Genomic DNA, 13,874 nt, shown 5'->3' with positions numbered 1-13,874 from the left:
AGTAGGTATGGAAGCTTATGGAGGGATTCGCTGAGTCAATCGCCGGTTGCCGGGATTGTTTTGGGGGGCAAAATTAATTAAAATTCTCCTTCGCCCGGCTCTTTCATTTTCTTTTTAGCCTGACGCAGTCGGTAATTAAACGTCAAATTGAATTGTCGAAGTCGCCCTTGCGAATTGCTTTCGGTGTAAAAGTTAGCTCCCTGAGTAATAGAGCGGTATCGACGGGAATTAAACACATCGATTACATTAAATACGATGGTCGCATTATTTTTCAAAATATCCCTGCTGAACGAAATATCAAGTGTCGCAATTGCCTGGCGAGTGCCTTGCGGGGTCTTCTGAGGAGCTTCATAGTTGCCTCTTAACTGAGCCTCCGTATTTTTCCAGAATGTAAACCGTGACGACATGCGAGTAAACCAGCTGTAGGTATCGCTCTGGTAGCTGGCATCCAGATTACCTCCATTCGTAATGGCTCGAAAAAAGTTAATACTCCCATCGAGTTTCCACCATTTATAGAGTGCATACGAACCGGCAAATTCAGCACCGTACGAATCCTCCGTGGCTAAATTTTCGGGTCGCGTAGTTGAATATCCTTGATCGTTCACACGTCGGATCCGGATGATTTTACCTGTAGTATAGCGATAATAAATCGACGAGCTGAGCGAGCCTTTCTCAACGTACTTTACATGCCCCAGCTCAAACGCATCGGTGAATTCAGGATTCAGATCGGGATTACCACTGAAAAAATTCCGACTGTCGCTAAACGTCATGAATGGACTCAGGTCATTGTATTGCGGACGTCGAACCCGACGGCTATAGCTAATCTGCAATGCATGTTGGTGCGGTAGATCATAAGTTGCATGCACGCTTGGGAACAGATTGGCATAGCTTCGCGGATTTACATCGTTCGTCTGTTTGAGGGTCGTAGTTACGTCAGTCCATTCTGCACGCAACCCCATTTGATAGGAGAACTTGCGAATCTTGTTTCCTACAATTCCGTACAGCGCATTGATCTTTTCCTGATACAGAAAATCATTGGTCAGATTAGGCAATTGAAACCAGCTTCCATCCGAATTCTGCTGCGTAACCGTGTAATCGTTTGTCATATCACGGGTACTGCTCCGTAACCCTGCTTCCAGCTTTCCGTCTTTGCGAAAGGGCCGCACATAATCGATTTGTACCAGCAATTGTTTTTCCGTTTCGTCGTTAACGGCGCGTTGCAGCTGGTTCGGAATACCCGATGGAGCGCCATTGGCTAAAAACGTTTGCTGCGTAAAATACTGATCCGATTTTTCCCAGTTGTCCAGATACCGTATATCCGCTGTCAGTTCGTGTCCTTCGCGCGCAAATGTCTTTTTATAACTTAACACATATTCCGAATTGGGTTCGGTTTCCGTTTCATCCTGTGTTCGGTTCGTCCGGCCGGTCGGGTTGGAGAGATTTTTTAGATAGTCCAGATAATGAATATCCGAAAAGCGTTTTCCTTTGCTGATTCGCCAGGTGTAGGAAGCCGTCAGGATACTTTTGGGGCTGAAAAAATAATCGATACCGGCGCGGGCATTATTGTTTTCTCCCTTCAATTGGCTAGTTGAATTTTGTTGCGAAATAAAGGTTGAATCGTTGCGGTAAACTTCCTGATAAATAGAATTTCGTCCGGGCGTATTCCGGTAAGAAGCCGTGTAATTCACAAAGAAATTCAGGTTTTTTCGCCGATAATTGACATTGGCAGCAGCCCCAAAATTGGCCGGATACCCCGTAATGACATCGAACGATCCATTGAATCCTTCTTTGCGTTCCTTCTTCAACACGATATTAATGATACCGCCCATGCCCTCAGCTTCGTAACGAGCCGATGGATTGGTTATCACCTCAACCCGCTCGATCATGCTGCCCTGTAATTGCTGTAAACCAGCCCCACCTTTAATACTAACCAGGCCAGAAGGTTTTCCGTCAATTAGAATGCGAACGCTGTTACTACCTCGCAAACTAACATTTCCATCACCATCGACGGCTACGGATGGAATGTTTTTCAAGATATCCGATGCTGTTCCACCCGCATTGGCAAGGTCTTTTCCGACATTGAAAATGCGCTTATCCAGTGATACTTCCATTTGGCTTTTCTCGCCAACAACTACTACTTCATCCAATCTTTTTGTGGTAGTTTTCAGCGTCGATGGCCCAAGTTGCAAATCCTGATCAACGACGTGTATATCAGGAATAGTCTTCTCCTGGTAAGATACAGCACTGATTTTCAGATAGTAACTACCCGGTTTAACGGCTATTTCAAATTTACCCGCTTCATCAGATACAACACCCGATACAGGTGTTTTCCCGGAAGCCTGAAACAATGCCACTGTAACAAAAGGAACAGGTTTATTCTCATCATCCACAAATGTCCCCCGAATCCGGTGTTGATGTTCCGTTTTAGAAGTTTGCGCAAAAACCAGCGAAGGAAATAGGACAAGAAAAATGCAGAATCGAAGAAAAGTTGAAGGCATAGTTAAGCAGTCGTGCTCAGGCTTTCCTCAGGAAAACTTGAGTATAGAAATCAGACAAGAAATTGACGATTGAAATTGTAGGTACTACACAAAGGAATATCTTCCGGTTATCTACCAGTCGCAAATAGGATTTTTCCAGTTTACTTACGGAAGGATATAGACGATCAGCGAACGGGCACCGTGCGCTCCGATAACCAGACTTTGTTCAATATCAGCCGTCTTAGAAGGCCCACAGATAAAGGTGCCAAAGCCCGTTGTATCGACTTTCAATAATTTGTATGCATCATGCATATTCGCCACCATCGTCGATTGCCGGATCACCATCACCAGATACTGCGTAATCATTGGAGCGACCCGTTGCGGCAATTGATGTTCATCGACCCAAATCGCTCCATTCTCAGCAACGGGCAAGGCTCCTTCAATAATCGCCAGATTCAAATCAGCCAATTCGTGTGGATCGACAACATCTAGCGTTCGATCAGCTAGTTCCGATAGTTCGGGAATGGTAGTCGCTACGCTCGTCATGCCGGGATAGTGTTTTGCTAGGTCGGCTTTAATCGCTTCGTAATCTGGAACGATGACCGCCTTTCCGCCCACAAACGTCAGAATATCAATAAACTGCTGCGTCAGATCGGGAAACGTAGAGGTAAACGTAAACTGAGTTGGTTGTGGTCGTAGCTCTGGTTGGTTGGCCTTAATATTTGCCAGAATTTTTTCGCGGGAGGTCATGACTTCTTATTGTTGATATACCAATCGCGGAAGCTTTCGGCGGGTGGTTCGGGCATTTCGCGTTGGTTGTACCAAGGATTAAATCGATTTTCAGCAACCGCAGGTGTAAACCGCAATACTCCGCGACCTACTTTTCCTGCGATCCGAAACAATCGGGGCGATTCCAGTACGGTAGCCATGGCTTTCATCGCTGCGCCTTTTCCGCTGGTTCCGTAGCCGTCTTTCATCAGCACCTGCCGCCATTTATAGAGCTGGTCGTGAATATCAATTTTCACCGGACACACATTGGAACACGAGCCGCAAAGCGTTGATGCAAAGGGCAGATCGGCATTCAGTTTCATATCCAGATTCGGTGCCAAAATCGAACCGATTGGCCCGGCTACAGCACTATGATAGCTATGTCCACCTGATCTCCGATAGACTGGGCAGGTGTTCATACAGGCAGCGCAACGAATACATTTGAGCGAATTACGAAAATCCGGTCGCCCAAGTTGACGACTACGCCCATTATCGACAATCACGATATGCATTTCCTGACCGAGTCTTGGCTGATGGAAATGGCTGGAGAAGGTTGTAATAGGTTGCCCTGTTGCCGAACGCGCCAACAGACGGAGGAAAACGCCTACATGCTCGGCCAGCGGAACGATCTTTTCAAAACCCATAGCGGCAATGTGTACGTCGGCCAGATGCGCACCCATGTCGGCGTTTCCTTCATTCGTGCAAACGACAAAACCACCCGTTTCAGCAATCGCAAAGTTGACACCCGTCAGGGCAACTTTGCGGGTCAGAAACGTTTCGCGCAGGTGTTGGCGAGCGGCTTCGGTCAGGTATTGCGGATCCGTCGCGCCTTTTTCCGTACCCAAATGTTCGTGGAAGGTTTCCCCTACATCGGCCTTGGTGAGGTGAATGGCGGGCAGAACAATGTGCGAAGGCGGCTCTTGTCGCATCTGCACAATTCGTTCGCCTAAATCGCTATCAATCACTTCAATACCGTGCCGAATCAGGTAATCATTCATGTGGCATTCTTCGGTAAGCATCGACTTCGATTTCACCATCCGAGTTACCCCAGCTTTCTGGATAATTCCGTGAATGATCTGGTTATGTTCGTCGGCATCAGCAGCCCAGTGTACCGTAATGCCATTGCGTTTGGCATTTTCTTCGAACTGCACCAGTAAATCGTGCATGTTCGATAATGCATAATTTTTTATTTGCGAAGCAGCTTCACGCAACTGCTCCCATTCCGGGATTTGATTAGTGGCTCGATCCCGCTTCGTTCGAACAAACCAAAGCGTTTCGTCATGCCAGTCAACCCGTGGCTCATTTTTATTGAACTGTTCCGCAGCCGTCGCGTGATCTAAATTGAGCTGATTCATATCTGTTTCAACTTGAAACACCAAAAACGTTTATACCGTTGCCGTTAGAATTTCGGCTATGTGTTTTATCTGTACGTTTGAATTGGCACGTTTTAGAATGCCTTCCATATGCATCAGGCACGACACATCGACGCCTGTAATGTAATTGACGCCGTGACGAAGGTGATCCGCCACACGATCTTTCCCCATTTTCGCCGATACGGCTTCTTCCGTTACGCAAAACGTACCGCCAAATCCGCAGCATTCGTCTCGTCGATCCAGTTGCACCAACTCCAATCCATCAACCATATTGAGTAACTGAACAGGTTTAGAGAAAGGCGCAGCGACTAATTCCGACATTTGCGCCAGTCCCAGTCCGCGTTGTCCGTGGCAACTTTGGTGCAACCCAACCCGATACGGGAAAGTGGCCTCTAATTTCGAGACTTTTACGACGTCGGTTAGAAATTCAGTTAGTTCGTAGATGCGAGAGCGGATCGCCGAAGCTTCGGTTTCATTTGACGAGTGCAGGTGATGCTTGATGTGTAGCGAACAACTTCCCGATGGCGAAACGATATACTCATAGCCAGCAAAATTGCGCACGAAATTGTCATTACAGCCGCCCGTCAGATGTTCGTAGCCTGAATTAGCCATTGGCTGGCCGCAGCAGGTTTGCTGTAAAGGATACTCAACGTCGCAGCCAACTTTTTCCAGCAATTTCAGCGTGGCAATCGCCACATGCGGATAAAACTGGTCGATGTAGCACGGAATAAATAAGCCAACTTTCATAGATAAATCAAACAATAGCCAGGCTCTTCGCCCTCCCTTTCGGTACAACCGATGGATACTAAACGAATAAAGTCGGATTCACTACAAAAGTACCGCTCTTACAACGTAAAGCCTTCCTGTACTGTCCTATAAATGTTTTTTTAATGACTTAGCTAAAAAATAACGTAGAATAGCAAAAGGTGCCGTCTTTTCATAAACTTGCAGGTAGATTAAAAATTAGTAAGCCCTACATCATACATGATCAATCTATTCCCAACCAGAGCCGTGACGTTCAGCCTCATAGTGCTGATAACTGCCAGCTTTGGCGCAGCTGATACGTCTGTCTTTTCGCCCGACTATATCAAAAGTACTATGTTGAAGGTGGTCGATTGGCAATTGAAGCATCCGAAACATAAAGCCAACGACTGGACAAATGGCGCTTTTTACGCGGGTGTCTATGCCGCCTACGAAACCACAAAGTCGCCTGTCGTATTGGATTCGCTGATGGCGATGGGTAAGCGGATGAAATGGCAGCCCGGTTCGCGCTTCGATCATGCCGACGATATTGCCATTTCTCAGACGTATATCAACCTCTACCGTCTCAAAAAAGACCGCCGGATGATTCAACCGACGATTGATACAGTACAGAAAATGAGTCGGTTCCCTGGGCGAGAAGTGGAGCTTCATAACATTACGTGGTGGTGGTGCGATGCCTTATTTATGGCCCCACCCGTGTTAGCTAAATTAGGAACAACCCTAAAAGATCCTTCCTACTATACGCTGAATGATAGCCTGTTCCGGCAAACTTACAAGCTCCTCTTCAACCCAGAAGAACATTTGTTTGCCCGCGATGCGACGTATTTGTGGAACACGGCTGGTCAGGGGAAAAAAGAAAGTAATGGCAAAAAGCTTTTCTGGTCGCGGGGAAATGGCTGGGTTATGGGCGGACTTGTTTTGCTCTTACAGGAACTTCCTAAAAACCACCCAACGCGCGATTGGTACGTGGATTTATACAAGGAAATGGCCGCTCGGTTAGTATCTCTTCAACAAGCAGATGGCCTCTGGCGATCAAGTTTGCTCGATCCCGATGCGTATCCAGGTGGCGAAGGCAGCGGTTCTGGTTTCGATTGTTATGCGTTGGCCTGGGGAATCAATCAGGGAATTCTGGACAAGAAAACGTATTTACCTGCCGTTCAAAAATCATGGGTAGCACTCAATACGCTGGTTTCGCCCGAAGGTCGGGTTGGTTGGGTTCAGCCAATTGGGGCCGATCCGCGTCGAAATTTTAGTGCCGATAGCTGGGAAGTTTATGGGTCAGGGGCTTTCTTGCTGGCCGGATCGGAAGTTATTAAGATTCGGGGCTTGCGAAAACTCTAAATCTCTGATAAATACAAAATCTCAATGTATTACTCATTAAAAATTTTGTGTGTAAATCAACCATAGGCGGTAGTTTACCCTCATTTTTTAATCTGAATTTTAACTTAAATAATTTTTGGTAACGTTCCCGAGAACGTTTGCATAGAAAAAGTTAGATTATTTCTTCTTTATGTCTACTTTTTTTTAGAAGCTTATGAATAGATTGGATCATAGGTAATTAGCCGCTGCTTAGCCAATACCTGTGAAAAATCCACTAATTATGGAAGTATGGTAGCTAAATTTTCTCCCTCCGCCCTAACGAAACGTCAACCACAGGATGGTTTCGTGGATATCTATCGTAACACATCCGTTCCGACCTACAAACTTCAGTTTAACCCGAAAGACAAAACCCCTAAGTATAAACAGATTGTCCAGTCAGTAATTACCGATATTGAGCGAGGGGTCTTAAAAAATAATGAGCAGCTTCCATCAATCAGCGAATTAAGTGTGGAATACTATCTGGCGCGCGATACGGTGGAGAAAGCATACCGCGAACTTCGGGAGCATGGCTACATCATATCGGTGCAGGGAAAGGGCTATTATGTGCAGACGAATACGACGCCCAAACTAAAAATCCTGCTGATTTTCAATAAACTTAGCTCGTATAAAAAGATCATTTATTACGCGTTCCTGAAAGCCCTCGGCGATAAAGCGACCGTCGATCTTCAGATTCATCACTATAGCGCGTTTCATTTTCGGGAAATCATTGAGAAGAATCTGGGCAAGTACAACTATTACGTAGTGATGCCCCATTTCACGCAGGATCTGGACAAAGCGGATTACATGCGTGTGCTGGAAACCATCCCAACCAATGAGCTGGTTTTGCTGGATCGCGACGTTCTGGAGTTAGCCAACGCTCCGTTAACCGTCTATCAGAATTTCGACAAAGACATCTGTGAATCGCTGGAAAACGCACAGGATTTGCTGGCGAAATATCAGCGAATGGTATTGATCATGCCGGGTGATGGAAACCATCCAATTGAAATTGCGCACGGTTTCCGCTCATTCTGCGTGAACTACAATAAAGAGTTTTCTATTAAAGAGAGCGCCTGTCATGAGAGACTCCAGTCGGGTACGGCTTATGTTGTTATTGAGGAAACGGATTTGTCGGAAGTGGTGAAGAAAGCTCGTCAATCGAAGTATGAGCTAGGTAATGAAATTGGCATTATTTCCTTTAATGAAACAACGCTAAAGGAGTTGCTAAACATTACAGTCGTCACGACAGATTTTGAAGCGATGGGGTACACAGCCGCTTCTCTCCTGCTTGATAATAAGCGCATTAAAGTAAAAAACCCATTCTACATGATCCGGCGCGGATCGTTGTAATTAATTAGTGAATGAGTGAATGAGTATACCGGATGGTATTTACTCATTCGCTCATTCACTAATCCTTCCATACACGACAAAGGCGCACAGCAATAAGACAACTAGATTGAGCAGCACATTCTGGGATTCATGACGACGGTAATGAATTACACTTGCTGGCAGCATAATAGTCCCTAAACAAAGAGCTGCTATTGGTGTCAGCAAGGGCATTATCCACGTATACCACGGAATGAGTAAACCCAATACGCCAATCAACTCTGAAATACCAATAAATCGAATGACGGGGATGGCGAGATGCTCAACACCCGTTTGCCCCATCGCTACTAATTGCGAAGCTGTTCGGGTCGATTTCATCCAGCCTGAGTATGTAAAGACAACAGCTAAAAACCCCTGAGCAATCCAAAGCGCAGTATTCATAATCGCGTTCAATTTTTTGTTAACAAAACTGAACATCGCCAGGAAGCAATCCTTTGATAATTATCAAAAAAGGACCGGGATTTTTGGGATTGATTTGATTACACAGATTAGTCCAATCCGTGTTCTACATTCTAGAAAAGTACTTTCCCTTATGCTAAATCTGCGCTCGCATCCGGCTCAGGGTTTCGGGCGTCATACCTAAATACGAAGCTATCATGCCTAACGGCACTCGTTGTATGAAACTGGGATTGAGACTCATCAGCGTTTGATATCGTTCTAAAGCAGTCGCAAAATGTAACTCGTCGAAGCGTTGTTGTACTAGCAATAAACCATGGCTAACCAGCAATCGCCCTAACCGTTCAATTTCATGATATTGCGAATAAAGTCTTTCCAGATCTGTATGCGGAATCGCCCAAAGTACCGACGGTTCCAGCACTTCAACAATACGGCGGTCGGGTTGCTGGGTAATGAAACTACTGATCGAAACGGCAAACTGACCCTCGGCGCTTAACCAATCAGTAACGTCTTTCCCATTTTTGTAATAATAAGTTCTTGTCAGGCCAGTTTCGATAAAATATACGTATCGGCAAATGGTATTCGCCTGAATCAATATATGGCCTTTCGGAAATTCGAATCGACGAAGAACGTTCCGCAAAGCTTCCTGCCCAGTTTCTGACAAGGGCGTGAATTGACAAACAGCTTCGAGAAACGCATTCCGTTCCATAGAACTTATTGAAGAATAAAGAAATCGTACAAGGTTCGGGTTACTTCAGCAATCGTCCGTTCGCGAGTGGGACCGTCTTTTTTAGACGATTTCACAAAAACAGAAATAGCTAGATGCCCCGCATTTCCGGGCAACGTAATAATACCGACATCGCTGGCAGTCAGGCCAATTGTACCTGTTTTGTGCAGCACTTCCGTATCCGGTGGAAGCGCTCCTTTTAATCGGGCAAAGCCTGTTTCGCAGCGTTTCATGATGTCTAGAATCAGGGCTTTGCTATCGGGTTTGAGAATGGGTTGGGTATACAATTTCGTTAACAAAAGTGTCATTGCTTCGGGTGTCGATGTGTCTCGAATATCATTCTCAAACGCAACGTAGCTGGCTTCGCGCGTTTCAGGCTTGCTCAGTTTAGCCAGTGAATCATACCGTGCAGGCGACCACCCCTGATTCATATCCATCGGAATACCTACGCAATCTGCAATGAGCCAGGCCGTTGGGCGATCTACCCGCAATCCTTCGATACCCAGTCGCTTCAGACAGGCATTCACAGCCACTGGCCCACCCGCCAATCGCAGACAAATATCAGTTGCACTGTTGTCGCTAATCAGCAGCATCAATTCCATTAAACTTCTGGCTGATAAGGCAACTCCCGGACTAGTCGAATTGGGCCAGTTGAACCGATCCGTCAACATGCCGCTTCCGGGGTGCAAATCATTTTTTGTCAGCGTAACAAGCTGATCGAGATTGAGGCTTCCACTATCGACACGGGTCAGGAGCTGTGTCGCAATGGCTACTTTATACGAGCTGGCCATCGGAAAAGGCTCTTTCCCATTCTGCTTGACCGTTTTGCCACTTTCAAGATGCACAGCGCAAATACCCACTTTTCCCCCTGATAATCCGGATAACCGTAGGAGTTCCTGCTCAAGTTTTGCCGGAACCACAAACGCGGTTTCTGTAGTAGCTGGTTTTGTCGATTTTTGCTTTTGCGCTATCGACAGGTGAGCGGAGAAAAGGAGAAGAAGAGGAAGAAGTTTTGTAGAATAACTCATTGATAAGTCGGCTGTATTGGCTTTGTATGGCTCAATATAGTATTTTGATGAGTTTTGCACAATTGCGCGATCTTGCCCTTAACGAGTCAAAATTACCCCAAAGGTCATGCCTATTCATATTCGTCATGAACAGCCAAACGATGTAGATACGATTGAAAAGCTTACCCAAGCGGCATTTTTATCGGGACTGCACTCAGATCATACTGAACAATTTATTATCAATGCCTTGCGACGTGCTGGACAATTGACAATTTCTTTAGTGGCCGAAGAAAATGATGTAATTCTTGGTCATGTAGCCATTTCACCCGTTACAATTTCGTCAGGAGCTACAGGCTGGTACGGTTTAGGGCCAATCTCGGTATGGCCTGACCAACAACATCAGGGTATCGGATCTACATTGGTAAACGCAGCGCTTACGGAATTGCAGCAATTGGGCGGAGCTGGTTGTGTATTGGTAGGTGACCCGGCTTATTATAGGCGATTTGGATTCAAAACCAATGCTGATCTTGTACTGCCAGGAATCCCTGCCGAGTATTTTCAAGTTCTATCTTTCAGGGAAGAAGTACCTATCGGGACAGTACGCTACCACGACGCATTTAATGCTCAGGAATAACTACTCTAAATAACTATCTGTAACAGAGCTCCTAAGAATCACAACCGCTGGACGATTATGGTTATTTCTTTGAAAATCGGGGAAACTATAATTCACCCCGCTTCACCTCGAATAGCGAAAACAGCCCCTTCCAATGTTTCGTTGACGCGAATCTGACACGCCAGTCGACTGTCGGATTCGGCAGCGGGCAAGGTATCGAGCATATCTAATTCAGCGTCTTGTGCAGGAGGTAAAGCCTCTAATCCAGCCAAGACCTGGACGTGGCAGGTCGCACAGAGGGCCATGCCGCCACAGGTCGCCAGAATGTTATAGTCCGAGGCTTTCAGCACTTCCATCAGGCTCAGGTTAATGCCTTCGGGAATTTCCAGGTTTTTCCGCTCTCCGTTGCGGTCTTCAATAGTGAATGTAATCATGGTAAAAAAGTCGTTAGCCGACTGATTTTAAAAAGTCGGAACTCCGTTTACAGTCGTGTATTTAAAGCTTAGTTTCTGATTGGGATACACGTAGTGAAAGGCGCTCTGGCACATAAGTGCGGCTTCGTGAAATCCGCACAGAATTAGTTTAAGCTTGCCGGGATAGGTATTGATATCGCCAATTGCGTAAATGCGCTCGACGTTGGTAGAATAATCAGCTGTATTAACCTGAATAGCAGACTTCTCAATTTGTAGTCCCCAGTCAGCGATTGGTCCCAGTTTTGGCGTCAATCCAAATAGTGGAATTAAGTGATCGGCGGGGAGCGTAGTTACCGATTTATCTTTAGCCGTAATGCTGATTTCTTTCAGGTGGCCATTGCCATTAATGCTCGTAATATTCGATTGTAGCAATAGCCGAACACGGCCCTGACGAGCTAATTCTACTACTTTCTCCGCAGAATCAGGCGCTCCCCGAAACGAATCGCCCCGGTGAACCAGCGTGATTTCCTGCGCGATATCGGCCAGAAAAATAGTCCAGTCGAGGGCAGAATCTCCACCGCCAGCCAGCACAACCCGACGATCGCGGAAGGCTTCGGGGTTCTTAACCATATAGGCAACACCCTTTCCTTCAAACCGTTCCAGGTTGATGATTTCAGGTTTGCGCGGTTCAAAACAGCCCAGTCCACCCGCAATAACGACGACTTGAGCATGTACAGCCGTACCGTCGTTGGTTGTAATAATAAGCGAATTATCCTCCTGTCGTTCCAGCGTCTCGACTCGTTCGCCCAACGTGAAACTGGGTTTGAACGGTGCAATCTGATCCATTAAATTATCGACCAGTGTTTGCGCTTTAACTTCTGGATAGCCCGGAATATCGTAAATTGGTTTCTGTGGATAAATTTCCGAAAGTTGCCCGCCTACCTGCGGCAAAGCGTCGATCAGGTGGCAGCGCATTTTCAATAAACCCGCTTCAAAAACGGCAAACAGCCCCACTGGCCCTGCCCCTATGATGCAAATATCCGTCGTTATCATGTCGTCTTTACCCTAATTAAGTTCGTCTCTCATCCGGTGTTCAAGGCAACCGTGTGAAGGACTGATGCTGGGGCAAAAGTAGAGGTAAACGATTGGTCACTTACATCATAAATCGTGATGCAGTATAACGAAACGGAATGGATTCGAGAACAAATCTATAAGGTCTTCAGCGACCTTATAGATTTGAAAATTACCGTGTCATGCGATAAATCATCAGGGCAGCACGCTGAATGAGGAGGGGAAATTCTTTTATGTTCATCGTTTCTTCGATGCTATGAGCGCCCTTGCCTGATGCACCCAATCCATCCAGACAAGGCATGTATTTGGCAACGAACGACACATCGCCAGCCCCCCGCGCTCCCGGATCAAAAGCCGACACGGGACCAAGTCCCATATCCCGGCTAATTTTATCGACCTGTTTTCGCAGTTCGTCATTCGCGGCCGTTGGTTCCATACCAGGAATACCGTCGGTAAACGAGATCGTTGCTTTGGTCAACGGCAGGCTCTTCTCCACAATTTCGCGCATTTTAGCGCGGGCTTTTTCTTTCTGATCTTCCGTCAAAAATCGTAAATCTCCTTTCACTAAAGCCGTACCGGCTACAATATTTGTTTTTCCATCAACCGTAGCTTTCGCCGTTTTTTCGTCATATTTCACTTCGGCTCCGCCCACAATCAAACCGGGATTGAAAGTCAGGTATTGCTCCTGCCCCAGTGTTCGTCGGAACTCGGTCAGAATACGGGCGGCTTCGTAAATAGCACCGTAACCCAGGTCGCTAAAAATTCGTGAGGAATGACCAGAACGCGCTTTTACGTTCAGTGTCCAGCCACTCGCTCCCCGTCGACCAGTAGTAACGCTGCCAAGTCCCTGTGCTGTTTCGAAAGCTAAGGCTACATCGCATTTTCTGGCGCGTTCAATGAAATCCCGGCGGCTCTCAGGCCCGCCCGAACTTTCCTCATCGCCTGTAAAATAGATGGTAATTGAGGTGTCGTCGAGCAACTTCTGTTCATGCAACGCTTTCAAAGCAGCGATCACGACGACATCGCCCCCTTTCATATCGTTCACGCCCTGCCCCGTAACGGTCGTATCGTTGACACGTTTGTAGGGCTCCATCGGCAGGCTTTTTTCAAATACCGTATCGAGGTGCCCGATCAAGAACAGTTTCTTTCCTTTTTTACCCTGGCGAGTTGCTACCAAGTGACCAGCCCGATTAAGCGAATCTGGTAATGTAACCCACTCCGTTTTGAAACCCAGTTTTTCGAACTCATCAGACATAAGTTTGCCAACCTGCCGAACGCCTTCTTTATTCAGTGTACCACTGTTGATGTTGACTACCTTTTCCAGAAAAGCTTCGGTCTCTGACATTCGGCTTTTTACACTGTTTATAACAGCGGTTTCAACCTTGGAAAGCGACTGTGCTGAAGCGCTAAAACTGACAATAAGTAAGACGAGGAAGATCTGTTTCATAGCGAATTAATTACGGAGAACGCCTAAACTATGAAAAATTTCTTCTCGAAAATTTGCTCATTTAGTTTAGTCCAACTT

13 protein-coding genes are annotated in these 13,874 nt (G+C 46.3%); 3 read left to right on the top strand and 10 right to left on the bottom strand.

What is annotated here, in order from left to right; genetic code table 11:
- Positions 1 to 77 precede the first annotated feature (77 nt).
- From ACYVE4_RS21655 to ACYVE4_RS21640, 4 genes are all read right to left on the bottom strand, one after another.
- Complete coding sequence (locus ACYVE4_RS21655; protein WP_461042331.1) at positions 78 to 2,498, bottom strand: TonB-dependent receptor; 2,421 nt, start codon at positions 2,496 to 2,498, stop codon at positions 78 to 80.
- A 144-nt stretch (positions 2,499 to 2,642) separates the two neighbouring features.
- Positions 2,643 to 3,227, bottom strand: coding sequence for a LutC/YkgG family protein (locus ACYVE4_RS21650; protein WP_461042330.1), 585 nt, complete (start codon positions 3,225 to 3,227; stop codon positions 2,643 to 2,645).
- Positions 3,224 to 4,600: a lactate utilization protein B gene (locus ACYVE4_RS21645; RefSeq protein ID WP_461042328.1), complete on the bottom strand. Its 1,377-nt coding sequence runs from the start codon at positions 4,598 to 4,600 to the stop codon at positions 3,224 to 3,226. Before ACYVE4_RS21645 ends, ACYVE4_RS21650 begins: the two co-directional genes overlap by 4 nt.
- A gap of 30 nt (positions 4,601 to 4,630) precedes the next feature.
- Positions 4,631 to 5,365 carry a (Fe-S)-binding protein gene (locus ACYVE4_RS21640; protein WP_461042327.1) on the bottom strand — a complete coding sequence of 245 codons (735 nt, stop codon included), beginning with the start codon at positions 5,363 to 5,365 and terminating at the stop codon, positions 4,631 to 4,633.
- Between the two features lie 237 nt (positions 5,366 to 5,602).
- Between ACYVE4_RS21640 and ACYVE4_RS21635 the strand changes: the two genes are divergently transcribed.
- Positions 5,603 to 6,721, top strand: coding sequence for a glycoside hydrolase family 88/105 protein (locus ACYVE4_RS21635; protein ID WP_461042326.1), 1,119 nt, complete (start codon positions 5,603 to 5,605; stop codon positions 6,719 to 6,721).
- A 267-nt stretch (positions 6,722 to 6,988) separates the two neighbouring features.
- Complete coding sequence (locus ACYVE4_RS21630) at positions 6,989 to 8,086, top strand: GntR family transcriptional regulator (RefSeq protein ID WP_461042325.1); 1,098 nt, start codon at positions 6,989 to 6,991, stop codon at positions 8,084 to 8,086.
- 51 nt (positions 8,087 to 8,137) lie between these two features.
- Here the strand turns inward: ACYVE4_RS21630 and ACYVE4_RS21625 are convergent, their stop codons facing one another.
- The 3 genes from ACYVE4_RS21625 to bla all read right to left on the bottom strand — a co-directional run bounded on the left by ACYVE4_RS21625 (position 8,138) and on the right by bla (position 10,273).
- Positions 8,138 to 8,503 (bottom strand): DoxX family protein, encoded by a 366-nt coding sequence (locus ACYVE4_RS21625; RefSeq protein WP_461042324.1) that lies wholly within the window; start codon positions 8,501 to 8,503, stop codon positions 8,138 to 8,140.
- Positions 8,504 to 8,657: 154 nt separating this feature from the next.
- Positions 8,658 to 9,227: a Crp/Fnr family transcriptional regulator gene (locus ACYVE4_RS21620; RefSeq protein WP_461042323.1), complete on the bottom strand. Its 570-nt coding sequence runs from the start codon at positions 9,225 to 9,227 to the stop codon at positions 8,658 to 8,660.
- A gap of 5 nt (positions 9,228 to 9,232) precedes the next feature.
- A complete protein-coding gene (gene bla, locus ACYVE4_RS21615) occupies positions 9,233 to 10,273 on the bottom strand; it encodes a class A beta-lactamase (RefSeq protein ID WP_461042322.1) in 1,041 nt (346 codons plus the stop codon).
- Between the two features lie 106 nt (positions 10,274 to 10,379).
- Here bla and ACYVE4_RS21610 point away from each other — a divergent pair, with 106 nt between their 5' ends.
- Positions 10,380 to 10,886 (top strand): GNAT family N-acetyltransferase, encoded by a 507-nt coding sequence (locus tag ACYVE4_RS21610; protein WP_461042321.1) that lies wholly within the window; start codon positions 10,380 to 10,382, stop codon positions 10,884 to 10,886.
- A gap of 92 nt (positions 10,887 to 10,978) precedes the next feature.
- Here ACYVE4_RS21610 and ACYVE4_RS21605 read toward each other — a convergent pair whose 3' ends face one another.
- The 3 genes from ACYVE4_RS21605 to ACYVE4_RS21595 form a co-directional block, all read right to left on the bottom strand.
- Complete coding sequence (locus ACYVE4_RS21605; RefSeq protein ID WP_461042320.1) at positions 10,979 to 11,299, bottom strand: 2Fe-2S iron-sulfur cluster-binding protein; 321 nt, start codon at positions 11,297 to 11,299, stop codon at positions 10,979 to 10,981.
- Positions 11,300 to 11,326: 27 nt separating this feature from the next.
- On the bottom strand, positions 11,327 to 12,331 hold the full coding sequence (locus tag ACYVE4_RS21600) for an NAD(P)/FAD-dependent oxidoreductase (protein WP_461042319.1): 1,005 nt from the start codon (positions 12,329 to 12,331) through the stop codon (positions 11,327 to 11,329).
- A 190-nt stretch (positions 12,332 to 12,521) separates the two neighbouring features.
- A complete protein-coding gene (locus tag ACYVE4_RS21595; RefSeq protein ID WP_461042318.1) occupies positions 12,522 to 13,796 on the bottom strand; it encodes a M20/M25/M40 family metallo-hydrolase in 1,275 nt (424 codons plus the stop codon).
- Positions 13,797 to 13,874 lie beyond the last annotated feature (78 nt).

This window comes from Spirosoma harenae (assembly GCF_054776975.1).
The sequence above is the reverse complement of the archived record's forward strand: the minus strand, read 5'-3'. Positions and strand labels throughout refer to the sequence as shown.